The organism is Sporomusa sphaeroides DSM 2875, from assembly GCF_001941975.2.
In the GTDB taxonomy this organism is placed as follows: domain Bacteria; phylum Bacillota; class Negativicutes; order Sporomusales; family Sporomusaceae; genus Sporomusa; species Sporomusa sphaeroides.
Genome location: NZ_CP146991.1, coordinates 2,996,389 through 3,022,500 on the forward strand (window position 1 = coordinate 2,996,389; position 26,112 = coordinate 3,022,500).

Consider the following 26,112-nt stretch of genomic DNA (forward strand, 5'->3'; position numbering starts at 1 on the left):
CGCCAACACAGGCTTAAACAAAACTTCACCCGGCAATAGCCAAGTGAAGTTTGTCAGATAAATTCCTATTTTTCCAATGCCGCAAAATCCAGGGTAGCAAAATAATCCTCAATGGTTTCAGCCCGGCGGATAATTTCTACACTGCCATCCTGTTTCAGCATAAGTTCTGCGGAACGCAGCTTGCCATTATAATTAAAGCCCATAGCATGACCATGCGCCCCGGCATCATGGATAACCACGACATCACCAATGTCAATCATCGGCAGCTTGCGGTTAACGGCAAACTTGTCATTATTCTCGCACAGTGAGCCGGTAACATCATAAATATAACCTGCCGGCCAATCTTCTTTACCCATCACAGTAATATGATGATAGGCTCCGTATAAAGCAGGACGCATCAGGTTAGCCATACAAGCATCCAAGCCGACATAGTTTTTATAAATTTCTTTTTTATGAAGCACAGTTGATACCAGATAGCCGTAAGGACCGGTAATCATCCGGCCGCATTCCATAGCAATTTTAAGCGGCGCCAGACCATTGGCGGCGATTTTTGTTTCATATGCCTTTTTAATACCTTGGCTGACGGCAAAAAGATCAACAGGCTCCTGCTCAGGCTTGTAAGGAATACCGATACCGCCACCGAAGTTAACAAATTCGATCTTAATATCCAAGGTACGGTGAATTTCAAGAATAAGGTCAAACATCATATTGGCAGTTTCAATAAAAAATTGCGGATCCAGCTCATTGGAAATAATCATGGTGTGAATACCAAAACGTTTTACCCCCCGAGCCTTCATAACGCGATAAGCATCCATGAGCTGCTTGCGGGTTAAACCATATTTGGATTCTTCGGGATTACCAATGATGGAGTTGCCACCCTCACGCAACGGGCCGGGATTATAACGGAAAGAAATCATTTCCGGAATACCGGCATGTTTATCTAAATAGTCGATGTGACTAATATCATCAAGGTTAATGATTGCGCCAAGTTCGCGTGCTTTTTTAAACTCAGTCGCCGGCGTATCGTTGGAGGTTAATATAATCTCCTCACCCTTCATTCCGGCCTTTTCCGCTAAAATTAGTTCAGGCAGTGAGCTGCAGTCAGCCCCCAGCCCCTCTTCCCGCAGCACTTTTAAGATATAAGGATTAGGAGTAGCTTTTACAGCAAAATATTCCTTAAAATCAGGCGCCCAGGCAAACGCCTTTATCAGCGTGCGGACATTCTGCCTGATGGCCTCCTCATCATAAATGTGAAACGGTGTGGGATATTGCTTAATCACTCCCGATAATTGTTCTTTTGTAAACGGTAATTTTTTTTCAGCCAATTGTTTCGCCTACCCTTCAATAAATAAAGTATAAAGAAAACACGGTTTTGCGCCAAGCCTTTGGCAACGGTGAAAACCGATATTGCTCTTAGCCTGTTCTTAAGAATCTCTGTTAAGACATAAAAGGCAGCCTGCGCTAAATCCCGCAAACTGCCTAAAGAGACGACATTGTTCTTGTCAGCTGTGCAAGATAGCACTCCACCTGAAACATTCAGGTGACAGTCAGGCATTTCTTAAATGCAAGACCAGCAAAAGTTCCCGGCCAAAACTTTCACTTCGGCGGTCAGCCCCTTTCAGTATCATCATTGCTGCCAGCTCTCGATACTTACTCTTGGTCTGCCGCACCTCTATCGGAAAAACATTATTCGAATATGTCTATAATATCAGTACACTCAGGCAATGTCAATATCTCGGAGACGAAATCTTACTATCCTGCCTGACATTGCCGCCAAAGGCGGGAATTCGCCTTAGCAATACTTCGGAGATAAGATAGCTGAGGATTACCGCCAGACCGGCTGACAGAAAAAACTTTACAAATGGACCGGTATGTAAATTAAGTAAAGCATAATTTAGAGAAAAAACCGGAAATTGATGAATAAAATAGATGGCATATGAATTAACGGCCAAACGCCGCCAGAGGTAGTTCCCGCTATTTACCCAGCGTTGAAAGACAGCTAGGAGCGCAAATACAGCACATAAACAAAATAGGGTGTGTAAAAAAGCATTTGCTGCCAAGCCTGGTAAAGCCATATTGTTTGCCAGCACAACTTTACCGCCGAAAAACAGCCCACCGGCAACTATTGCTGCCACTGGCCAACGTACCGGACAGGGACTATAGCCATCGGCAGTAAACCATTGACGGCGACAAGCATATATGCCCAGCATAAAATATAGGACGTACAAAACAAATCTCGTAGGCTGAATCATCAAAATGTATTTAACGTTTACCCAGTCGTAATCATTGACCACCGTATTCACGGCAAAAAATCCGGCGCTCCCCCCAAGCACAAATAATGCTAAAAAAGCGGCTGATGGCTTGGTGGCTTTGAGCGGTGTGGCCTTTATCCAACCACGGCTGTAAACTAGGGCCAATACCAGACAAAACAATGTCAATACTCCCAAAAACCAGTAATGCGCCTGCTGATAGGAACTGCCAAAAAACAAATTAAACCAGTAATATAAATATGCTGGCGGCGTCTGAGAGCGGGTAACAAAAATAAAATAAGTAACCGCCGGAGCTAGAAAAACAACACCGATGACCCAGGGGATCATTAACCGGGTGACTTTATCGCGGACAAATTCAGCTACACTACGTTTAGCTAGCGACTTAATGGCAAAATACCCGGCAATAAAAAACATAACAGGCATTATAAACACATCATTCCCTAGCACAAACCAATCAAAGAGAGCATGCCGCTGCGAGTCAAGAACATACCACCACCACGGAGCATGAGGCATGTAAGCCATAGCCGCATGGAATACTACCACCAGCAGCACTATAAATGAGCGTAAATTATCAAGAAAGTAAACACGCTTTTCACTGCCTGCGCTTTGCATATCTTCCGCCTCCTTATAGCATTGTTTGCCATAAGGTACATATTCCATTTGTAATACTAGTTTCCTGCTATTTCCAAACCTTATTTATCCCGGTAATAAGACCAGACACAATGTAATCCGCGCATCGTAGCACCACAGCGGCAGCCGGCTTGCCCACACAAGCGGGTACAAATCTCAACGCCTGACACCGGCTCTGCTTTGCCACCCTTTTTTCTTTCCCGCCAAAAAGATATTTCTTGCCTTGGTGCCTTATTTCCTAATGTGCAAAACCATTGCCAAATCGACATACTATCAACTCCCAGTATCCATACTATGTGCCGCATACCTTCTGGCATTAGTATAAAATAACCGGCGGAGAAATGCAGTGACTAACATCACACTTACAGTATCCCGGGAAACAAATTGCTATCATTCCAGCAAGAAGGCGGAAACCTATCTTCGACAATAGGTTTCCGCCTTGAAATTTTATTCTGCCCATACTTTGCGCATTAAGACAGGATATTCTTCTGCCAAATGCGTTAAGATTACGTTCATGATAGTATACACCATCGATCCATTAGCCTGTTCTGCCTCGCACAAAACACAACAATCCAGGCACAAATCGCCATCGGTTGTCACATAATACTTAAAAACCTTGTACTGACGGTTTAATTCATTAATGTATTCCAAGATCGCCTGTTTATTTGTCTCTTTAAGTGCCTTTGGCGCGATTTGGAGACGCAGCATGCCGTAAATGCTGTCATCCAGGATGACCACAAGAGGAATTCTCTGGCCTGCGATCTCCATATGCGAACGGAAAGCTGTGGTATTCAGTTCATCGTTAATTTCTTCGGCGTTAAAGCAGTCGATGTTGTTTTCCTGCAAATACTCTTGAAATATCTGCGCCCGTCTGTTCATTTTTTTCTTCCTCTCTTCTCAGGATTAGGATTTACCGGCTGAGAAAAATTCCCCGGCCGGCATTTGACCATAAATTAGAACAAGCTAAGTTGAATTTCGCCGTCTTCACTGCCCGGTTGCAGAGTCAGCGGCCGCGTTTGCGGCAAACCGCTCAGGTTGATATCCAGCAGATTAAACCTCCCATAATGACCATAGACTGACGCCGGTTCGCGCATATACTGCAGCAGCAGCCAGTTGTCCCGGCTCATCTGCCGCTGCATCCGGTCGGTCATTTCTTCCACACTGCTGGGACGCTGCCAGTAGGTATAAAAGGAATTGTCACCGCGAAGCAGAACGCCATTGCTCTCCAGAGTGTGGTTATCCCGCATAAAATTCAGATACATCCAGGGATCACGCCGCTCCGGATTGTACCAGAAATGGACATTGGCGTTGTCGAAAACCGGTCTGGAGCCGTACACCGTGACCGTCGTATTAGCATTACTGAAATGCCCGACATCGATGATGCTGAGTTTGTCAATATAAAAACGGTTGGAATCGACATGCATATCAGCCCGCTTCGCCCAAAGCTGATCAATCTGCAGACCGTTGCGGGTACTGATCTCACCGATATTAAAGTATTCCATCGGCGAATTGGGATCAGCTGCCTGCGGCCGGAACAGCAGCATATTGTCATAGCCCTCGCGCTGGGTAAGCTGGTCAATATCAATCGCGTTGCTGCTGATGATGATATCTTTGGCAGCAGTAATCTTGGGTACATGCAGATTCTGGTTTTTATTTTTCACGCGGATCACAACGTTTTCACCGTCAATGCTGAACATGGTAACCGAACCGTCATCCGATCCAACCGCGGCAGTCTTGCCGGCGTAGACATTGCCAAGGTCAATATCGCCCTTGATCGTATGAACGGTCAGCGTATCATTGACTGCCTTGACATCCTTGCCGGTAATATCGCCCTCTTGCGTAACCTGAATATCAACTTTCCGGTCAGCGGTTACATCCTCAAACACAATGCCGCCGTTTCGGTTGGCGAGTCTGATATCGCTGTCGGCGCCGGTGGCCTCAAGCGCCGTATTCACCTTCAGCATACCGGTTTGATTTTCAATGACGATCGAGCCGGCGTTGGCTTTATTCACATCAACAGTCAGGCCATTAGCGCCGGAATTGCGAACAGAGATGTCATTCCGGTCATTTTCGGCAATCAAACGGTTCATCGTATTGCCGGCAGCGCTAATATCAATGCCGGTTCCTGCCGTTGCGGCGAGAATGTCTGTTGTCACTGTACCGCCTGTCTGCCGGATATCTCCTTCGCCCTGGGTAACAACTAGATTCGGCGACACCTTGCGGCCTGCCTGCAGCACAACCTGATGATCTGCCGTGAGATCGCCGGCAAGGACGATATTGTCCGTGCTAGTCGCACTAACAACACCATCGGCAGCGGTAGCAGTCACGTCAGTCAGAACAAGTACGCCGTCCGCCTCGCCGTGGGCGGTAGTGCCTTCCAGATATACATTGCTGCCGGTGACACTGATTTGTGCCGTATCAGCCTTATCAGCCGCGAAATTGGTGATGCGCAGGCCGTGCGCAGCCGTACCCACATCACCACCTGAAATAATGTCAATGTTTTGCGCGGTGATGCGCCCCAGGTTCAGAGGATCGCTTGGATCAAGCGTATTGTAGAAGCTGGTGATAGAACCATTTGAACGCAGCCATAAGTTTTGGCCCGTATATATAGAGCCGATGGTAAAACCGCCGCCGGACAAATCACGGATATAGGCCGAGCCGTCGGTGCGAGCCGTGAGCTGGCCGGACAAGACCGTCCGGATCGCGTTGTCAACCATGCCAATGTCAGCGGTGCCACCCTCCAGGATTAAATCCTTGCCGTTGAAATTCGGCGAAGCCGGATCGGTATTGACGCTGTAGACACCGGCTTTACCCAGCACACGGATATTACCGCCGGTCGTTACCTTATCGATGAAGAGCGGAGTGTCCTGCCCTTCGGTGCGGCCGGCCAAATAGACATTATCACTGGCGACAGCGTTGAGGACACCGTTGTTTCTGGTGTGGACGCCCAGCGGGCTTTTGCCGTTGATCGTGGCTGACGTAAATTTGCCGTCGGCATTTTTCGTCCAGGTCACATCGCTGGCGTCGGCGTTGACCAACTGTTTCAAATTATCGACATTCGTGAAATCCGTGATCGTTACCGCGCCTGTATCAATGCCGATGCCTCCCTGATGCGCCGTCAGAGTAACATTGTTGCCATTGATATTGGCGGCTTTGATTTCGGTCTGGGTACTGCCGCCCTCCTTGTTGATCATAGCGTCCTGCAGCGCGTACAGCAGTTGGTCTTGCGTCCACTGATAATCGGCGGCGGTCAAGGCTCTGCTCATATCCTGATACTTGGCATCGGCCGCCAGATACGCATCGGCGGAAGCGAAGTCCTGAAATCTCGCATCCAGTTCCAGATACGCCGCATAGGCAGGGCCGGCTTGCTGGTCCGCATGGCTGGCGTAATAGGCTTTTTGCTCCTGGTATGTCCGGTAATCAGCTTCAACGCCGCTCTTATACCCGGCAGCCTGCTGTACCCGTTTCTCCGTGAAGGCGCCGTCGCCCGCGATCAGGCCAAGGTCCTTCCATTTCTGAATCTTCTTGTCGGCTGCCGTCTGGCTGACCGCCGCGCCGGACGGCAGCGCGTCGACAAAGCTGCCGTCATTGACTGTCAGCGTCACATCACCTGCGGTGGAGTCGATGATACCGACACGCAGGTTGCCCTGATCCTGAATCAAATTGATGTCCCCCTGGGCCGCCACGTTAACGCTGGCTGACAGGCTGTCGCCGCCGTGAGCGTTCTGCCCGCCCCGGATGACAAGCGCCCGGGTGTCTGTGCCAATCTGTCCGTTGTCGCTGGCCAAGTCGATGCGATTGCCCTGCACCGTCAGGTTTGTGCCCTGCTGCGTGATATCGCCGCGGGCTGTCAGACTGACATCGCCGCTGCCGGTGTTGATGGCCCGCGCCAGATCGATATTGCCCTTAAACTGCTGGTTATTGAGCCAGCCGCCGTCAACGCGGATATCAATATTGCCGGTTGTGGTATTATTCGCATCCAGCCGAACCGTGTCGCTCAGCGAGGTAATGTGTATGTTGTTAATACCGTTGTCAGCACCCAGCCTGATGTTGTCGCCAAAGAGGGTGCCATTACTCTGGGTAATCGCGCCAAACGCATTGTTCTTGCCGGATATGATTTCCATCGTAGCAGCAGAGCTGTTATTGCGGATATCGCCCATCAGTTCGACGTTCTGCTTGCCGGTGATATTGATTTTGCCGTCGGTTTCCCCGATGAAGCCGATATTGATGGCCTTGTCGGCTTTAACACTGTTCAGGTACGTCTGCGATGAACCGGTCTTTACCGACCAGCGGTAGTGGTTCCATTTGAACCAGCCCAAAAAACCGCTGCTAGACTTCCACGATTCCACTTTCGAACGGCTCTGGTTGGTAATGACATTGTCAAAGATCAACGCGTATTCAGTATTGCCTGCTTCCGGGACGGTCTCAATGAATGCGCCGGTAAGTTTATTCCGCTTGGTGCCGGGTTTTTCAGCTTTTAAATTCGATTCCTTTTCGTATTCCGCCAATGCCGTATAGTCACCGACCTCCACCAGTCCCCACAAGCCGGCTTTGATATCGCGCTGATAGGTCTTTTCAGTTTGTGTGGCCGAGCCTTCCGTCCAGTTGTAGCGCAGCCCGTTCTTGACCTGGTAGGTGGAAGACGCACCGCTGGTTTGAGAATTTTTGCCGAACAGGTCGCTGACCTTGGTTTGTGTCCGGGTATATTCCGTCACCTTATTGGTATTCAGATCGGTGATCTTAATAAGTCCTTCGATATTATTATTCAGGACATTGCCTACCTGCAGATCAGCATTGGCGTTATTGACGATATTGATTGTTGCACCACCGTCCAGCGCCGTAATCTTGCCGTTGCCGGTACTGGCAATGCGGCCGGTCAGATGCACCTGCCCGCCCTTGGTCGCAATATCGTCGACGACAATCTTGCCGGTGCGGGGATTGTAGTATGCCTGCACTTCATAGATATATTTGCCGCTGACGGAGTCATAGACCGAGCGGTTGCCGTTATTGATCTTTATCAGGGTCTCACCGTTGATGACTACCGCTTTGGAACCGGTCGGGCTGGCGTTTTTAGCGGCGTTCAGCTCTGCCTGATTAATCGTCGCCTGATAGGTGTCATAACCACTTTGAATAGTGCCGTTCACATTGATACTGGCGGCATTGATATATACCGCGTCGCCCGCAACCCAGCTTCCCCCACCGCCTTTAGCAGTGTTGTTCGTTTGCACCTCATGCTTTGGATTGGTCAGGTCATAGCCGTCAGCCAGGTATTTTGCCCGGAGGCCCTCATAGGTGCTCTTCCAGTCGGCTTCCGGCGAGCTGCCGATATTGACGATACCGTCAATATACCCCTGTGTGATCGAGCCGTTGGCAGCAGACAGCACAATTTCCCTGCCCTGCACCGATGCGTTGTCTTTTTCTGTCTTGCCCTGAATCAGAATGTCGCCGCCGGCGTTATCAATCGTAACCCGTCCGTACATATTCTCGACCGCACCGTTGACTTCGATTGTTGTCAGCGGTTTTACGGATATGGTCTCGCTGGTATGATCATCAGGATCGATATAAGTAACGTTCAGATTAGTGTTCCAGTTGCTCTTAATCGAGATACCCGCCTCACCGCTGGGACCATCAGCCTGTACGCCGCCATAAGCCACCTGTTTCGTCCGATCCTTGTTCAAAGCCTGGATCGACGCGTTGGCATTGGCAGTAATGCTGTTGTTATTGAATTTGATTTCGCCGCCCTTTTCGCCGATGATCACATCATTGATCTTCATATAATAGGTCGAATTATTGGTAATGTCGATCTGCGGCGATCCCTGTGCCGCCAGGCTGCCGGTGCCGGTCATATTGTCGGCGTCGATCACGATATTACCGCCGGAGGCCGCCAGGTCAGGTAATTCCACTGCATTAACGGTAAAATTCTCCCGGACCTTTTCCACTGTTACCGTCTGGCCGTTCACCGTGACCGTTTCCTTACTGACCAGTCCTAAATCCTTCATTTGGTTGAAAATGCGCGTTTGTTCCGCCGTATAGCCGACATATGCGGCAAGGTCGTCGCCGCCGCCATTGATCTTGCCTTCATATTCCGTTATCAACTGACTTAGCGCTTGATAGCGCGCATACAATTCCTTACCGTAATCAAGCGTGCCTTGTTTGATCTGCGCCTGAATCGCCGCATCCTGTTCAGCGTTGCCGCTGTCTACGGTAATATTCAGACCGACATCACCGCCGCTGATTGTGCCGCCCGGCGGTGCCACCCTGCCATCAACGGTGACGGTCAGCTTGTTCTGCGTGCCGGCGGTCAGCTTGCCGTCGAGCTGGACGTAATTATCGCTCTGCTTGCTCCGGCTGTCCTTGCCGGCCGCTGTACCAGTAAACGATTTTTCAGTGTCCTCACCTTCATACCAGGTATAGGTGGCTGTCGTTTCCGCCACATATTCCTTGCCTTGATTGGCGGCCAGATTGATGTGCCGTACACTGTCGACTATACCGCTGCCGGTGACCAGAACACGGTTTTGCTGCCTGTTTATGTTCGTGAGGCTGGGTACGGCGACCGGAATAACGCTCTTATTATACGCCTCGGCTGCCACGTCCAGATTCAGCACACCCTTGGTTCCGTCCGTCCGGGTGCCGGCGTACAGGTTGGTGTCGCCCATGCTGCGAATGGCACCGGCCACCTGAACCGTGTTGGCCCGCTTGAGGGTATTGGTCATGTTGGCGGCGCTGCCGCCGGCCGCTCCGCCTTCATTGTCGGCAATGGCTGCAGCCGTGACGTCTAATGAATCGCTGGCCGCCAGTGTCACGCTCTCGCCAAATTTCTTGGTTTCCGTCTGAGAACCGGCTGCCAGATTCACCGCATTATCTACGTTCATGGTATTGGTATTCTTCGCCGTAACAACAGCGACCAGGCCGCCGGTCTTCATGCTGGCCTTGCTGTTGACGTTTCCTTCTGTCAGCGCCGCAAGCGTCAGGCCGCCGGTCCGGGCCGCGAGAGCGGCGCTGCCGACATTGACTGCCGCGCTTCTAGTGATGGTATTCTCAGCAGTCGCGTTCTGAACGGCAATGCCGCCATAACCCGCTCCCTCGACCATATACGCATAGCGGTCATTAACGGTCATATTATTTCTGGCCGTCAGGCCGATGTCACCGGCGGTCAGTTTCGCTCCATCCAGGACGTTAACCGCGGTCCCCTTGCTCTTGTTGCCGATCGTGTTCGTAGCTTGCGCGCCGTTGATCGCCGCCAAGCCGGCCTGCACCGAATCGGCGTTGAGGTTAGCTCTATCCTGCTGTACCGCGTTGGCTGACAGACTGCCGGCAACCGTCCAGTCGCCGCTCAGATTGACAATAGTATCGCTTGTCATGGTGTTGTCGGCGAATGTTGCCCCCGCGCTGATCAAGCCGCCGCCGCTGCCGCCGGCAACAGCGGTGTTGTCGGCCGTACCGAAGGCGTTCACCGTCACACTGCCGGCGGTTGCACCCTTGGCGTTAACCACCGTCAAACCGGAACTGACAGTCTCGGCTTTGTTGCTGCCGGCAGCCAGCACGCCGCCAATGGTGAGACCCTTGGTCTCTGCCTTTTGTTTGGTCTCGTTATGACCGGAAATTGTCAATACCGTATTGTTTTTATAGTCCTGCTTATCTACCGTTACCTCGACATTCATGGCGCTCCCGGCATAACTGCTGTTGACACCGACGCCGAGGAGACCGGCTGCCGCCAGACCGGCCGCATCGGCCTGAGCTGTGGCTTTGCCTGTCTGGGTGCCAATGCCGGCATTAAAGCTGACTGTATCATTTTGGAAGCTGTTGGCGCCCAGGACGTGCAGATTGGCGCCGCCGGCCGCCTTGGCGACAGCCACAGAAGCACCGCCCGCCCCGGCGAGAGAAACAGCCGCACTGCCGGCATTGGCCTTAACCGCCGGCGCGTTTTGCGCAGTCAGCGCCACCGAGTCGCCGCTAAATTCTGATCCGTTCTTCACGGTTACACTGCTGACACCTTTATCATCAGCCATGGCGACGACGCCGGACAGCGCGCCCGTATAGCCGACCACGCCGCCGACGGCATTGGCCGTAACGGAGTTGGCTTTGTCGGCGGTAACGCTCGTATTTTTTGCGGTAAAACTGCTTTTGTCAATATTGACGGCTACGCTACTGTCGTTGGCAGCGTCGGTAATGATGACACCGGCGCCGACCAGGCCGGCCGTCAGGCCCAAAGCGTTGATTTCGGTGCTGCCCTGATCTTTTGCTTCCACCGTGATGCCGTCCTGACCGTTAGCCTGCAGGCTGCTGTTACGGATGTCGACACTGCCCGAGCCATGAGTAGCCAGCTTCGCATAACCGGCGCTCACACCAAAGACGCCTGCCGTACCCTGAAGCATATTCATCCTGGTGCCGGCGCCTCCGTCCTGTACCAGTGCCTGGGCATGGATATTTCGGGCCGCTGTCAGCGCCGCGTCATCGATTTCAACCCGGGTGTTACGGTGCACGTTCAAAATGCCGACAGAGGCGTTGACGCTGATGCCGCCGATTGCGATGTTACCGCTGTTAATGTCGATGTCATCAGTTTCTATTGCTTTGACCACAATGTCGCCGCCGGCAGTGAGTGAACCGCCGCTGACCCCGGCCTTGATCATGGAACCGTTGTCTTTTCCTTTGCCGGCGTTGACGGCGAGATCACTCTGCTTTACAGCAGAGCCACCGGTATTTCTGGCGCCGAAATCACCTGCCAGAATATCACCGCTGCCGTAAACCGAATTAGCCCGGTCAACCTGCCCGGCGGCGTCTTTTTCCGCTTTGGCTGCATCATCACTGCCGCCGGCGGTGGACAACTGCTTACCAACGTTAGTAACCATGATATTTGCAGACAGAGCGCCGATACCTGCCGCCGCGTTGACGGCGAACTGGCTGATGTCGCGTGTTTCATCGGCAGTGATGCCGATATTGCCGTTAGTTGCAGTCAGGCTGGCATTGTTTGTCATGGCCTCCACCTGGCTGTCGATGGTGTTGACACTGACGCTGGCGCCGACACCTGCCGCGCCGGCGGCTACACCGCCGGTGTTGGCATCGATGCGAATCGTATTGTCAGCGCCCACATCAATGTCACCGTTGGCTGCTGTCAGAGACGCATTGTTTACACCAGCCTTCACCCGGCTGTCAATATTGTTGACCGATACCGAGCCGGACACACCGGCCCCCAGTCCCGCCACACCGAAGGAGGTGATTAAAGTATTAAGTTCAGTAGTGTTGTCAGCACTGACATCAATATTGTCTGAGCTCGTCACTGTGCTGTTGCTGACCAGGGCTTCAGTGACCGATTTATCGCTGGTCACGCCGACCGCCAGGCCAACACCCGCCCCGACGCCCGCGCCGCCGACAGACGCTGTTCCCAGATTAACGCGGCCCAGATGCTCGGCCCGGACGGACACGTCCCCTGCCTTCACCGTACTGTCCGTCAGTTCGGCGGCAGTCCGCGCATTGAGGGCGCTCACTCCCACCGTGCCGGCAATACCCGCACCCTGTCCGGCCACAGCTACGCCGGCGCCAAAGGAGGATATCCCCTGTTTTCCAATCGCTGCAAGCTCCAGGTCAACGGCTTTGATGTCGCTACCGCTGACTTTCGCCACGGTCTCGCGGTCAACGATGTTCGTATCGGAAGAAAGTCCTGCCGCCACATTGCCGGCGCCGGCCGCTGTGCCGACAAAGCCGGTGCTGTTGGTATAGTCGCTGGCTCTGACGCTGACGTTTCCGCCCGCAGATGAGCCGGAGCCGCCGTTGATCAGCGTATCGCTGATGCCGGCTTTGGTGCTGCCGCCGATCGTGTTCACATTGGCGGTGACAGCCGCGGCCACGTTACCGGCGCCGGACAGGTTAGCCAGAGCGGAACGGATATTGCGGGCAGCGGAAGCATCGACAACAATGCCGGTTTTGCTCTCCTTCTGCCGTTTCCCTTTTAGGTTGTCGGTCGGATCAAAGGTTTCGCCCGTGATTACCGCGTCGACAATTGCGTCGTCCTTGATTTGGCTGTACGTGTCGACAGAACCGGCTTTGCCCAGAGCCGTAATCCTGGTTTTGCCCGTACCATTGCCTTCAATCATAGCCACGGTATCGCCCTGAATGTCATTGACGCTGACGGCCGCGCCAACAGCCGCAGTGCCGCCGATGGTCAGCACGCCCGCGTAGTTGCTGATCAGTTCATCGCTCTCAGCCAGCAGGCCGATATTGTTCTGGGCCGTAATCACGGCATCGCCGCTAATTTTGGCCCGGTTATTGTTTTCAATCGTATTGACAGCCACGGAACCGGCAATGCCGGCGGTGCCGGCTGCGCCTCCGCCCACGCCCACCGTGAAAATGGACGGCGCCGCTTTGGAACTAACCAGCAGATCGGCAATATTTTGCTTGCCGCCACTCACCTCGGCTTCGGTATCCTGCAGGATACGGCTGACGCTGACACCCGCGCCGACTGCCGCTGTCCCGGCGGCTGCGACGACATAAGCGCCGGTGGTAATATCGCTTTGGTTGTCGGCTGCGACCTTGACCGTCGCCCGGTCGGCGCCGTCGGCATCCTTGTCGATATTGACATCAGTCATCGCGGCACTGAGACTCTTATTGACAAGCGCCGTAGCCGCCGCACCCTGCACCGCGACCTTGCCGCTGCCGCCAACGCCGACAGCCATGGTCAGCAGCTTAGACTGGTCATCTGCGGTTACCTTAATCACACTATCCGGCACAGTGGTAATATCGGCATGCTCGAGACGCGCCGAAACCTTTTGCTTGGCTGAAGCGGGATTGGACGAAGCGCCGCCGATGTCGTTGTAGGCAACGCCCGCACCAACCGCAACCTTACCAGCAGCGTTTACATTCGCCACTACCGCCATTACATTCGTTTTATCTGCCGCATGGACGGTAATGTCGTCCGCGTTTATCAGTGTGGTGCGCGTATCGCCGTCTTTTTCGATAGCGGCTTCGGTATTGTTGCCGCCGCTATTGATGACTACTGTGCCGCTGATAGCGGCAGTGTCCGGTGAAGCTGCCACGCTGGCACCCACGCCATAGATTGCCGCCGTACCGGCGGCATTGACGGTCACGTCAATCCCCTGCGCGGCATCGGCTGCCGCCAGTTGACTACCCTTAATATAGGCGCCTGTGGTATTGTCCATGCCGGTATAAACCAGCGTCGCACCAACGGCGGCACCTTTGCCGACAGTTACCTGACCGGCGGCGTTGACCGCCAGCGCGCCGTTGCGGGCGTTAACCTTCACCGAATCCGCTGTCAGCGTCCCCTGCTCGATTGTCGCTTTCACGTCATTTGTCAGTGTCTGCCAGGACACACTGCCCATACCGCCAAAGTTTTTGGCTCCTGCGGCCACGCCGCCGACCGCACTGACGGTCAGCGTATCCGCGTTAGCAGTCGCGCCGACGGATTCGGCTGCAATGTTCGCATTTTTAATCGAAGCACCGAAATCATTATTGATATTGCCGACATTAACCGCCGCACCCACGGCGTTGTCGCTTGAACCGGCTACAGTCAGCGCCGCCGTCACAATCATGCTGCCGTCTTGCTTGTTGTTATTGAGATCCAAGGCCGAATCGGCAGCGCTAGTGTCTAAATCCTTATAGTAGCTGCTGCCATCGGTATCCAGGCCGCGGGCAGCGGCTGTCTGCTGATGATCCGAATAGCTGCCCAGCTTATCCTGGTATTTTTTCGCGGCAAGTGAATTTGCTTTAGCGTCATGCGCCAGAACATTGACAGAACCGTTCGCGGTGATCTCCGCCCCGTCAATAACGGCGGCGGCTTTGTTATGCAGTCCATTGTAGACTACGGCACCGCTGAATACATTATTTGTCTGGCTGCCGCCGGCTGCCACACCGGCAGCAATTGCCGCCGTTACCTGAGTAGTGGCCAGCAGGCTCTGCACCTGGACATCATCACTATGCGCATACTTGCCGCCGCTGATACCGGCGTTCAGAGTATTTTTAATATCGGCTACCGTCACCGAACCGCCGGCCACCTGGCCGCCGCTTAAGGCCAGATTGGCGTTCACGCCGCCGGTAACCTGCACATCGCTGGCATAGGCGGTCACATCGATATCCGTGCCGCCGGAAGCCGCCTGCTGATTGACCTCGACATTATTCATATTAGCATTGACGCTGCGCTCAAGCAGGTTAACCGACACGGCAGCGCCACCCTGATAGTTGGAGTTATTCATGCCCTGAGAGTTTTTAGTCACCGTAGCGGCAATACCGGCTGCCGCCTGCGTGCCGCCACTGACAGCCGTCACGTCAATAGCGCCGGCTCCGTCAACCTTGCTGTTGGCCAGCAGGGCTTCGGTATTGCTGGTAATATCGTTGACGCCGACCGCACCGGCGAACGCCACGCTGGTTGTACTGCCGCCACCCGCATTCGGGTCCGGCTTGCGGTTTGAGATGGCGGCAGCACCGCTCCAGGCACCGATAAAGGCGGAATCCCGCGCCTCAATACTGGCTGTACCGCCGGACAGCTCGATATTGGCGCCATCGGCCACAGCCTTGGTTTGGCTGTCAATAAAGTTGAGCGATACACTGCCCGCTCCAGCCACACTAAACGATGGCACACCGGCTGCCGCTCCTGCCGGCGGGGTGGCGCCGCCGCCCTGCGCCGAGTTGCCGCTGAAGCTGTTCAGAGCGCCCTGCAGCTTGTTGGATACCTGGTTGATACCGCCCAGCGCCTTATCCTTTAGATTTCCTATCTTCGTAATTGGCGTTTTTAATTTGTCAAAAAACCCGGGCTCTTCCTTGGGTTCATCCTGGCCGCTTGAGGTCATGCCGCCAGCCATGCTGATGGCATTGATCAGGCCGGTCGTTTCAGCGCCAATGGAAAAGCTATGTGCCGTAATTTTGCCGGATTCATTCAGCGAATCGCTCCAATTGCTGCCGAAAAGCTCGCCAACCTCGATGCCGCCGGCTTTTTTGGCGTCGTTGTCGGCAACGGCGGCAATATTGCGCACATCCAGGTCATTGACGGCTACGCCCATGCCTACACCGGCGCTGCCGCCGGCAGCGCTGAAGGACAGAATGGCATTGGTTACGCTGGTGTTATTGTTAGCGGCGATTTGAACGGCACCCTGATTACCTGCAGCCGCATCTTTTACCGCCGTTATAGTCGCCTCGTCATCGACCGATACCATGTTGATGCTTTCTCCATTGGTAAAGGAAACCATGCCGGAAATGGCGGAGCCGTCGCTCTTGCCGGCGGACAGCATCGCGCCCACATGGAAAATCTCATTGTCGGAGCTTAGCTTGATATCACCGCCTTTTAGCGATGCGCCTTCAGCTACAGCCACCAGCGAATTGGTGTCAAAGTCCTGGTAGTTGAGACTGCCGCCGACACCAACGCCCGGGCCTGAAGCGTCCGGTTTCCAAAACTGGGTCTTGCCGGTGATGTTGACATCGCCGATTTTGTTTTCCGACGCCAGCTCCAGCTTGTTCGTCGCTTGCAGTTCGGCGTTGCGGCCGATCAGGACACGGCTGGTATGGCCAATGTCGGTAATGGTGACCGAACCGGCGATTGACGCCTCGGTCTGGCCGGCGGCGCGGGCTCCGGCGGAAAAGTTGGCATAGTTATTGGGCTCGGCGAAGGCCAGCGCGTTGCTCGCTATGTCCAAAGCACCGCTGACGACGTTAGCGAACGGCTCGACAACCGGGTCGGTCACATTCAGCAGTTCTGTGTAACTGTTCTGCAATTGGGTGATCTGATTGAGAACCCCCAGACCAACGGCTGCGGTATTGAAGATTTCGTCCATCACACTGTCTTTGGTGACAGAATCAGGATTGTTCACCGCCTGTTTAAAATCGTCGGTATAGGCACCGGCACAGCTTGATAGGCTGTCCTTCAGCGTTTCCAGCTCACTGATCAGGGCCTGGCATTGCTGCTTTTTATCTTCCGCCATTTGGTCTAAATCAATTTTTTTCACCGCAGCAATGGCCTCTTCCAGGGTGTCAACGCTCCGCTCTATATCCCGTATCATCCGTTCCACCCGGTTGTACTCCATCAGGGTGCTGCTGGTAATATTGACATTTTTGCCGCTGAGCTTCACCGCGTCGCTTTTGGCGTCACGGCTTTCAATCTCCACTGTCGCGCTGTTATCGATGCCGGCATAGACCACAGCGGCGGCAATGGCAACATCCTTCGTAGCGCCTTCCTTATACGAGCTGGTCTTGGCGCTGGAGCTCATGTGCGTATCCTCTACCAATACGGAGGCATTGAGCTTGAGATCGCCGGTTGCTTGCAGGCCGGCGGTTTTAGCAATTTTGACACCGGCTGTGTTCGTCTCCTTAGCTACGACGGCAGCCGCCCCGGCTGAAAACAGATTGTCGAGCGGCGACGGTTCGGACGGCGGCTTATCGCCTTTCAAGTTCGCGAAAAAATCCATGATAGGGGTCGGAATCAGTCCTTTGGCGGCATTGCCAATGCCGCCAATATCGGCGGCTTGCATCACTTCCGCCTTCAGCTTGGACGCACCATGGGTGTTGCTGGCCGTCGCGGTGTTTTCAAGAATTGTATTGGTCGCGTCGATGGTCAGATCGTTACCGGCCGTGATTGTCTTGTTGACGTTGACCTGGGCCGAGCTGTCGTGCAACAGGATATTAACGGCCGCGGACGCCATACTGCCGTCAGGGGCTCCCGCCGAAGCGGCGGTAACCAGCGTATTGCGCGCGTCGGCGGTCACCGTTGCGTCGCCGGCGGCATCGATGGTGTTGTTAATGTTGACAACAGCGTGATTTTCACTGTCGGTAATGGCAATGCCGGTGACCAGACCGGGAGCATCGCCGGCAAACAAGGCTTTTTTGGCGGTGACTGCTCCGGTTGTACGGACCAGTTCCTCCGCCGTCGCGGCAATACTGACATCACCGGCGGTGGATTTTACCGCGCCATCTACGGTGATACCGGCTCTATTTTCGGTTTTGGCATAAGCTACGCCGGCTGAAGGGATCTTGCCGCTGATGCTGACAAGCTGGAGCCCGTCCATGCTCAGACCCGCCGTTCCGTCCAGCTTGGACTCGGCGGCGATGTCGACATTGCCAGCCGCTGTCACGCTGCCTGAGGCACCGATAGTGACGTCAGCCTCGCTGCCAAGGATCATGACAGTGGCGCCCAGCGGACTCGTAACATATCCCAGGGCGGGCAGGAGGGTATTCAGAGCCGCTCCCTGATCCACATAGGTATTGTTCGCACCGGCTTTTAACACGGTGTCACCACCGCTTTTTATCACACCCGCGACGTTTACTTTCGCCACAGTCTGAGCAAAATTGCCCGCGTCCGCCGCGGGACTGCCTGCGGTCTTTTCCTGTACCAGATCCCAGTTGCCGTTGGTCGCTTCAGCCGTCAACCTGGCGTGACGGGCGGCGTCTATCGTTCCATGGGTTTCCACGGAAGCGGTGATCGTCTTAGGCACGTTAATATCAGGAACTCCCAGAACATTGCCCAGGTTATTAAATACCTGATCCAGGGTATTGGCGTACTCGGCCTTGGCCGCCAGGACAATGTCGCCGCTGTCCGCATCGCGGCTGGCTGTTAAAGCAGAGCCTGTCAGGCCGGACGAACCGTTGGTATTGACCAGCCCCGTAAAATCAATAACACCTGTTTTTAAAGCCGCGCCGGTTGCTATAGCGGCATTCGCATCGAGCAGATTTTTGCCAACGGCGATTTTGGGTGCGTACAAACCAATATTATTAACCGCGTTGATCTTGCCGAGCACACTGATGGTAGCATCGGCATTTAGTGGGATATTGGCGGCGACAACCCGTTTATAGGCTTCCGTGCCTTCTGTCGCGAACCCTTGTGCAAACTGGCCTTTCAGCGCTTCATAGTTATAGCCATACTCGGGATGCAGCGGATCGCCCAGCATGCCGGCCGGTGTCATGACATACAGCGAGCCGGTGTTGATGACGCCCGTGCCGCCGACAAACATGCCTTCCTTGCTGAGGAAGTACAGGTTGCCGCCGATCTTATTGTTTTTGATGGCATTGACCGTACCGTTGACATCGATTCGGGCGTTGACAAAGTTAAATAAATTATTGGCGCTGTTATCAGCTTTCGTGCCGAAGTAGAGGTTGGCGATTTCATTGGCGTTCAGGCCGAACTCATTGAATACGTTAACAGCGTTTTGATTATTCTGACCGTAGCGGCGGCTGGTTTCCACATCATAACGGTTGCCGTTCTGGGTAACCTTCGTAATGGCGTCTCCCGACACAACCGCTGCCAACGCCGACAACGGATTGGCCAGAAAGGTAAAAGCCGTCGTCACAGCCGCCGTTTTCCTCCAAAACCGGCGTTGCCTGGTTTCAGTTTGCCGTAATTCCGCTGCTTCCTTTCTTTTCTCCAGCCGCAGTAATGCTCTTGCAAATTTCATATCGCACACTCCTCTCCCGTACTATTTAAACTGTCCGTTCATCATCACATGCAGCCGGGTTTTACTAATCTGCTCGCCATTGATACTTTTTCTAAGCGGCAGCCCCAGAGTCAGTGATGCCGACAGGTCTTTGTCAAAATTAATCCGGTAGCCGCAACCTGCTGCAGCCAGTATATGATCGTCAAAAGCGTTATCGCCGCTGACCCGGCCGCCATCCAGGAACACAAAGATTTCCCGGTTGCGCTGCTCCGGTATGGCATACTCCAGACTCAAAGAATAACCGTTATCGGCGCCGATGAGATTTTCCCGGTAGCCTCGGACGCTGTATACGCCGCCAAGGTAAAACTGCTCGGCTGACGGCAAATAATTGGAGCCGCTGAGTTGGGCGCTGAGCCTGATTGTCAGGATTTGTCCACCGCCATACACCATCTGGCCGATGCCGCTGAATTGATATTTCCCGTAATGCTTCTCCGCATCGCTGATATCCCGCCAGGTACCGAAACTGTAGTTATGCCGTTGATACAACACCTGACGCTGACCGTAATCGGTCACCGTCAGCGAGAGATTGTACCGCTCGATATCATCGTCCACCCAACGCTGTCCCAAAAAATCAGTCTGTGAGTTTTGCCGGCTCAAGTCCAGGCCTGCTTCCACCTTGCGTTCCTTGCTGACGCTGAGGGGCTGGCTCAAGCTGAGACCGTAGAAGCTGGAGTGGCCGCGCGTATCCAGCTCACGTAATGCGCCTTTGACTATTTTAACGCTGTTGGCGCTGTAGCTTACTCCCAGCCGGGTTCCCTTGTCGCTGACAGGCAGGCTGTAGCTGAAGCTGCCGGAATCGGTTCCCTTGCTGCGCATATAGCCTAAAACCAGTTGATCGCGCTGACCGCTTACGCTCCGGTTGCTGTAGCTTGCGCCTTGCCGCCACAGGCCGCTGGTCTCAGAACCGGCGTTGTCGGCAAACAGGGAAACTTGCTCGCGCCGCGGTTCATAGGCGGTAATGACATAATCGGTTGTCCCCGGTTCAGCGCCTGCCTTGAGCCGGATGCGCAGCTGCACGTCGTTGGTGCCGTTAAACCACAGCAGTGACCGGTTTAACTCATGCAGGCTGACAATGTCGCCAGACGTCAGCGGCAGCCGGTTTTTTATGTATTGTTCGGCAGTATCGGCGTTGTTTTGTATCTCCACCTGACCGACACTGCCTTCCAGGAGTTCAATTTTGACCACGCCGCCGGTAACGGTCTGCGGCGGCAAGCCCGCCCGGCAGGTGACATAGCCCTGATCCCGGTACACGGCATTGACCGCGTCGACAATGGCATACAGGTCTTTGAGGGAAATGGATTTTCCGAGATAGGGCTCGATGATGGCGGTAAGTTGTTCGGATGTCAGGATTTTTGACGGCGTGAACTCAATGCCTTTTAACTCAAAATGCAATTCCTCGCCGCTGTCCTCAACCGGCTTCCTGTCTTCAACCTCCGCTCCATCCCGCTGGCGGTTTTTTTCCGCCTCCAACTCCTGATTAATTTCCTGCCGGCGAAAAAAATCCCGGCTTTGATTGAGAATAACGCCGGCATCACTACCCTTGTCAAGAGATGTGGCATAAGCGCAGTTTGCCAGGGAAAATCCGATAAAAATAACCATAACTGGTAGGATACGTTGTTTCATAGCTGCCTCCGGTTTAAATATTTTATTGCTATAATTTACAGTATGACAAAAAGCTGGCAAATTTTCATCACACTAAAGAATGATAAAATGTATCTTTTTTACAATGAACAGGCTAAATGATCCTGGTTTTACTGCAGCTTTATGATTCATACCGGCAGCGCAACAACCAATCAGTGCTCCGGTTCCAGTTATTTTTGCTGTATGGCAAAAAATACCTCCGCAACCAGGAAGGAGGCTTTTTTTGTATGCGCCATCATCGCTCGATTTCCGGTATACTTGCCACACACCCGCTATAGCAAGCCCGTTTCCCTGGCCTTAGCCAAAGCTTGAACCCGGCTTCTCACACCCAGTTTTGCCAGAATTCGGCTGACATGGGTTTTAACCGTATTAACCGTAACTTTCATCTCAGCAGCGATCTCTTGATTGGATAAGCCGGCCGCGATCAGGCTAAGAACGGTTTGCTCACGGCTGGTAAGGGGTTCCGCCTGCTGTCTGCCCCGTTGGTTCTGCTCCTTCCCCTGGTCGGCTTGAAGGCGATTTTCGGTCAAATGGTGCCGTGTAGTCCGGCGCAGGCGGTGATTCAACCCGGAATGCTCCGCTCCCCTAAATATATTCCCAAGCAGTCCTTGTGTGTTTTTCACCACCAAATTTATTTCCTGGATAACACGCGGATACAGCTTAAGTTGTTGCTCAATAACGGCCTGCTGCTCCTTGTTGATCTGCTTTTGCACCGAAAGCTGTGTTTTCACTTCACCGTACAGTCGGGCATTATTTAACGCCAATGATGCCAGGACGGCAAAATGGCGTAACAGTTCAATTTTTCCAGCACTAAGCTCCGGCTTTTCCTGCTCAAAACCCAGCCCCAGGACAGCAATGACCTCATGCCCCGCATATACCGGCAGTCCCAAAATCGATTTGACACTGTCCCAGCCGTATGGCCGGTCTTGAGCCCGGCCGGCCCATTGACTCAGATTATTTACTGTCAGCATTTGTCCCGTATTCCAAACAACACTGGAAACAGACGGTTCGACTTTGGTGCGCAATACGCCCTGATAATGGGTATAGATACCGGTGCCGGCCCTCAGCTCAAGCACTTCTTTTTCCCGGTCAACTGCGTAGATAAAAACATGGGAGGTCTTTGCCAGTTCACAACCGATACTGACAATGGTTGAAAACAACTTGTCCAAATCCAGTTGACCGGCTAAAGAAACGGCCAGTTTATACAGTATGTCTACACAAGAATCCTTTTCTGACGGTTTTGTACCAGACACAGCATCTTCCTCCTTAAAAGATGTGAACGTCAATATCGGTGGTGCCTATCTGTAAAAAAGCACAAAATTAGCAACTATAATCACCAGCAAGGCTCCGGCCATGGGAATGACCGTACGTTTCACCAAAGCAAAAGGCGATACCCCGACCATACCGGAAGAAACTACAATGACAGGTGTAATCGGGAAAATAGCCCTGGCCACACTTGCGGCAAAATGCATGGGCAACAGCATAACCGCAGGCTCTACCGACATTTTTGCCGCTATAGTGAGAATTAAGGCCGCAACAGCAAAGAAGGGAGCATTGCCTGAACCCATAACAATCGCAGCAATAACAACAATACCTATCACTACAAGAATCATGCCGATTGCACCAAACCCGGACGATTGCGCCAATGCGATAATAGCACCAATAGCTCCTTTTACCATAAGTCCTTTGATGCCTGAGAACAAAGCTTCCTAAACTGTCATTGGGGCGCTGCCCCAACCCACAAGGTTTATCGTTTTGGTTTTTCAAGGCGGCAATGAAAAAGGCGACACTCTAATAAGTATCGCCGCTTCGCGTAACCGCATACCCCCTCAGGCCGCACCTCTGCACTGCCCTACTATCCTGAGTATGAGTAAATGCATCCTTAGTTTCCTAAATAATCTGGTTGATTATTCCATTTACACGGGTTACGATACACTCCTATCTTTATATTATACAAAGGATCTTGCGAAACAAACCTAAAAAAATCTTAAAGATTAAGCGGTCCTGTTACAGCACCACATAAAATACGCTACCTCTGCCAAGTTCGCTTTCCGCTCTGATTTCACCCTGATGCCTATGTATAATTTCCCGTGCAATGTAGAGACCCAGGCCAATTGCCTCTTTTCTGGCCTGCCCGCCTTTATAATACCGTTCAAAAATATGAGGAAGCTCTTCCGGAACAATGCCTTGCCCATTATCTTTGATTGCAATCTCCACCTTTCCCTCCACTGTCGGTATAGCGGATACCTCAATCCGCCCCCCTCGCCCAGTATAGGCAATCGCATTGGTCATAATATTTTCAATAGCCCGATACAGTTTGACTCCATCGACATTTTTAAAGACGGCGGCTCCATCCGCCACGTGCAGTGAAATTTGTATTTGTTTGGCCTGAGCCTTCAGTTCCGCGTCTTCGACAATTTGACGCAGGAAACAGTCCAGTCTGACCGGTTCCTGCCTTAGTGCCAGATTATTGTCTTCCAGCCTTGCCAAAAGAAAAAAATCATCCACGACCGCACTTAAATATGTTACCTTTTCACTTATCTTCCGGATATACCGCTCCTTATCAGCCTCCTTTTGCACCTGCCCTTCCATCATAGCCTGCGCATAACCCAGAATCACCGTCAGCGGTGTTCGCAAATCGTGGGCAATATTGGTCATTAGCCGTGTTTTATCATTGTTAGCTTCTTCGGCTGCTTGCTTGGACCGGACCAGCTTCCGGATGGTTCTCCAAAGATAATATATGACAATGATGAGCAGTATCCCCAGTAAGACGACAAGTGCCGTAAGCCGTCTTTCCTTCCTGTTATTCCGCGGAATTACCATGGAAGCTTCGTATATTTCATCATAATTAATATGTAGTATGACTTTATTTATAATGGGGATCAATTCTTTAAGATCTTTTCGTGTTCCAATAAATATTTGATTTTTTTCGTTCAGTTCACCTACTATTTTTATTTCTTGATACATGCCCTGATCCTTGTAATAGGTAAACACCGGAATTTCACAGATGGTATAATCCGCCTTTTTTTTGCTCACATACTCCAGGGCTTCCTCCATATTATCCACGTAGATGATGCCTGCTTGGGGAATATCTTTCTTAATAATGTCTACAAACCAATAGCCTCTGGGCACGGCAAATGTACTGTTTTCCTCAATCTGGGCAACATCCCGAAAGAGCCGGTTTGTATCCACATCACCGACGATAACCTGAGTTGTCTCCATATAAGGAACAGAGAACTCCAGGTATTCCTGACGCTCCGGGGTAACCGATACGGTAGAAAGTATGTCTATCCGTTTTTCCACCGTGCTTTGTAATATTTCCTCCCAGGTTTCTTTCGCGCTGTTTTGATACAGCCTGAACCTCAACCCGGTCAACTGATGTATCTTGCGTAGCAATTCCACTCCCATACCGCGCGGTCGTCCCCGTTCATCCAGGTATTCAATCGGAATATAATCCTGGGCCACTCCCACATAAAACACCTTGTTCTGCTGAGCCCGGATCCAATCCTGCTCCTCACGGGTGAACAGTGAAAGTTTCAATTCTATCTTATCGCTTTGTACCTCCTGGACAGCCGCAAGTGCCGATGCCGGGACCAGACTGACGGCAAGCAACAAGCACAAGACTATCATTATCAGCAGTTTTTTCATGCTCCTGCTCCTCTCAATTTCACTGTTTATACCATATCAGAAGAAACGGCCCATGCCCACCTTTTTTTACCGGCATGAACATGATACAATAAAAATAACAATCATGAAAGGGTGGTAACCAGTTGCCATGGCTAACGGCGTAAAAACGAATGCTATACTTGTTGTCGATGACGATCCTGATATCGTTGAAATTATCAGCCTATACCTCGGCAATGCCGGTTATTGCGTAAGCGCTGCCGCTGACGGAGCCGAGGCTATCCGCCAACTGGAATGCACTGACATTGATTTGATACTGCTGGATATCATGCTTCCCGATCAAAGCGGAACTGAGCTTTGTCTGCACATACGCAAAACCCGTTCCTGCCCCATTCTGTTCGTCAGTTGCCTTGATGAGGAAGAACAAGTCCTTCGCGCGCTTACCGTTGGCGGGGATGATTATATCCGTAAGCCCTTTTATCCCAAGGAGCTGGTCGCTCGTGTCAGAGCCATGCTGCGGCGGGTGGAACTGGAACGCCGCACCGTCAATACTGCTGCAGCGGAATTATCCACCGGAGATTTTGTTGTCAATATGGAAAAAAAAATTATTTACAAACACCAGCAGGAGCTTCCGCTCTCTCCAATTGAATTTAATATTTTGCTATATATGTTAAAGCACCCCTGCAAACCCATTTCATGCGAAGAGCTTTATCAACAGGTATGGCAGAGCGAAAGTCTGGGAGATATACGAACCGTTATGGTTCACGTCAGTAATTTGCGAAAAAAGCTGGAAAAGAATGATACTCGAAAGTACATAAAAACAATGAAAAAACGCGGCTATGTATTTCTTGATCAAAGGTATAACTGATTCTTTTTAAACCAATACCCTCGGCTGACTTCTCATGACAAAACGCCCCCTGTTGTAGGATAGAAACTACAACAGGGGGCGTTTGGGCCGCGTATTGAAATACATTCTAATTTTAGGTCTTAAACCTTTTTGCTTACGCAAAAATTTGCATCATCCTAAAGGATGACGCAAATTAAATGTTCTATGTGTCACATTCCTTATATGGGGTGACTGGAGGGGATCGAACCCTCGAATACCGGAGCCACAATCCGGCGTGTTAACCACTTCACCACAGCCACCATAATTGGTTGCGGGAGTAGGACTTGAACCTACGACCTTCGGGTTATGAGCCCGACGAGCTACCAACTGCTCCATCCCGCGATATAAGCAGAGAACCAAGTTATTAGGAGCAACGCGACGCTAGAACTTGCGTGAATCGCTTAGTTCTGAGCGGTAGCGAAGAACTTCCTAATTATCATTCTCCAAAACTAAATATGGCTCCTCGAGTAGGACTCGAACCTACGACCGATCGGTTAACAGCCGATTGCTCTACCAACTGAGCTATCGAGGAATGTTTTTTAGGTAAACATCTCGTGAATGCATGTTCCCTAAAAACTTCACAAAAGAAAGACTACGCATTAGGTTTTATTGATGTTTGCACTTGTGCAAACGAGGA

Annotated in this window: 10 protein-coding genes, 3 tRNA genes and 1 riboswitch; of the genes, 1 reads left to right on the plus strand and 12 read right to left on the minus strand. The window is 52.3% G+C overall.

The window, feature by feature from the left end; translation table 11 throughout:
• Nucleotides 1-65: 65 nt before the first annotated feature.
• From lysA to SPSPH_RS14105, 9 genes are all read right to left on the minus strand, one after another.
• The gene (lysA, locus tag SPSPH_RS14065) at nt 66-1,325 is read right to left on the minus strand and encodes a diaminopimelate decarboxylase (protein WP_075756579.1); all 1,260 of its coding nucleotides are present in this window, start codon (nt 1,323-1,325) and stop codon (nt 66-68) included.
• Nucleotides 1,326-1,508: 183 nt separating this feature from the next.
• Nucleotides 1,509-1,683, minus strand: a riboswitch (Lysine riboswitch).
• Between the two features lie 44 nt (nt 1,684-1,727).
• Nucleotides 1,728-2,882: an acyltransferase family protein gene (locus tag SPSPH_RS14070; RefSeq protein ID WP_075756578.1), complete on the minus strand. Its 1,155-nt coding sequence runs from the start codon at nt 2,880-2,882 to the stop codon at nt 1,728-1,730.
• Nucleotides 2,883-2,962: 80 nt separating this feature from the next.
• Nucleotides 2,963-3,169, minus strand: coding sequence for a hypothetical protein (locus SPSPH_RS14075; RefSeq protein ID WP_075756577.1), 207 nt, complete (start codon nt 3,167-3,169; stop codon nt 2,963-2,965).
• 178 nt (nt 3,170-3,347) lie between these two features.
• Entirely contained in the window at nt 3,348-3,779 is a 432-nt protein-coding gene (locus SPSPH_RS14080; protein WP_075756576.1) for a YbjN domain-containing protein, read from the minus strand.
• Nucleotides 3,780-3,853: 74 nt separating this feature from the next.
• Entirely contained in the window at nt 3,854-19,285 is a 15,432-nt protein-coding gene (locus SPSPH_RS14085; protein ID WP_075756575.1) for a leukotoxin LktA family filamentous adhesin, read from the minus strand.
• A 21-nt stretch (nt 19,286-19,306) separates the two neighbouring features.
• Nucleotides 19,307-20,947 (minus strand): ShlB/FhaC/HecB family hemolysin secretion/activation protein, encoded by a 1,641-nt coding sequence (locus tag SPSPH_RS14090; RefSeq protein WP_075756574.1) that lies wholly within the window; start codon nt 20,945-20,947, stop codon nt 19,307-19,309.
• 290 nt (nt 20,948-21,237) lie between these two features.
• Nucleotides 21,238-22,218, minus strand: a complete 981-nt coding sequence (locus tag SPSPH_RS14095) for a helix-turn-helix transcriptional regulator (protein WP_075756572.1) — start codon at nt 22,216-22,218, stop codon at nt 21,238-21,240.
• Between the two features lie 45 nt (nt 22,219-22,263).
• The gene (locus tag SPSPH_RS14100; RefSeq protein WP_083945604.1) at nt 22,264-22,644 is read right to left on the minus strand and encodes a hypothetical protein; all 381 of its coding nucleotides are present in this window, start codon (nt 22,642-22,644) and stop codon (nt 22,264-22,266) included.
• 328 nt (nt 22,645-22,972) lie between these two features.
• Nucleotides 22,973-24,613 carry an ATP-binding protein gene (locus SPSPH_RS14105; RefSeq protein WP_075756571.1) on the minus strand — a complete coding sequence of 547 codons (1,641 nt, stop codon included), beginning with the start codon at nt 24,611-24,613 and terminating at the stop codon, nt 22,973-22,975.
• A gap of 127 nt (nt 24,614-24,740) precedes the next feature.
• Here SPSPH_RS14105 and SPSPH_RS14110 point away from each other — a divergent pair, with 127 nt between their 5' ends.
• Nucleotides 24,741-25,457 (plus strand): response regulator transcription factor, encoded by a 717-nt coding sequence (locus SPSPH_RS14110; protein WP_075756570.1) that lies wholly within the window; start codon nt 24,741-24,743, stop codon nt 25,455-25,457.
• A gap of 202 nt (nt 25,458-25,659) precedes the next feature.
• Here the strand turns inward: SPSPH_RS14110 and SPSPH_RS14115 are convergent.
• The 3 genes from SPSPH_RS14115 to SPSPH_RS14125 all read right to left on the minus strand — a co-directional run bounded on the left by SPSPH_RS14115 (nt 25,660) and on the right by SPSPH_RS14125 (nt 26,007).
• Nucleotides 25,660-25,735, minus strand: a tRNA-His gene (locus SPSPH_RS14115).
• Between the two features lie 6 nt (nt 25,736-25,741).
• Nucleotides 25,742-25,817: transfer RNA gene (locus tag SPSPH_RS14120), tRNA-Met, on the minus strand.
• Between the two features lie 114 nt (nt 25,818-25,931).
• Nucleotides 25,932-26,007: transfer RNA gene (locus tag SPSPH_RS14125), tRNA-Asn, on the minus strand.
• Nucleotides 26,008-26,112 lie beyond the last annotated feature (105 nt).

Excerpts from the sequence above, each read along its gene's own strand:
- SPSPH_RS14085 (WP_075756575.1), bottom strand. The coding sequence starts at position 19,285 with ATGAAATTTGCAAGAGCATTACTGCGGCTGGAGAAAAGAAAGGAAGCA.
- SPSPH_RS14100 (WP_083945604.1), bottom strand. The coding sequence starts at position 22,644 with ATGGTAAAAGGAGCTATTGGTGCTATTATCGCATTGGCGCAATCGTCC.
- SPSPH_RS14110 (WP_075756570.1), top strand. The coding sequence starts at position 24,741 with ATGGCTAACGGCGTAAAAACGAATGCTATACTTGTTGTCGATGACGAT.
- SPSPH_RS14090 (WP_075756574.1), bottom strand. The coding sequence starts at position 20,947 with ATGAAACAACGTATCCTACCAGTTATGGTTATTTTTATCGGATTTTCC.
- SPSPH_RS14075 (WP_075756577.1), bottom strand. The coding sequence starts at position 3,169 with ATGTCGATTTGGCAATGGTTTTGCACATTAGGAAATAAGGCACCAAGG.
- SPSPH_RS14105 (WP_075756571.1), bottom strand. The coding sequence starts at position 24,613 with ATGAAAAAACTGCTGATAATGATAGTCTTGTGCTTGTTGCTTGCCGTC.
- SPSPH_RS14080 (WP_075756576.1), bottom strand. The coding sequence starts at position 3,779 with ATGAACAGACGGGCGCAGATATTTCAAGAGTATTTGCAGGAAAACAAC.
- SPSPH_RS14070 (WP_075756578.1), bottom strand. The coding sequence starts at position 2,882 with ATGCAAAGCGCAGGCAGTGAAAAGCGTGTTTACTTTCTTGATAATTTA.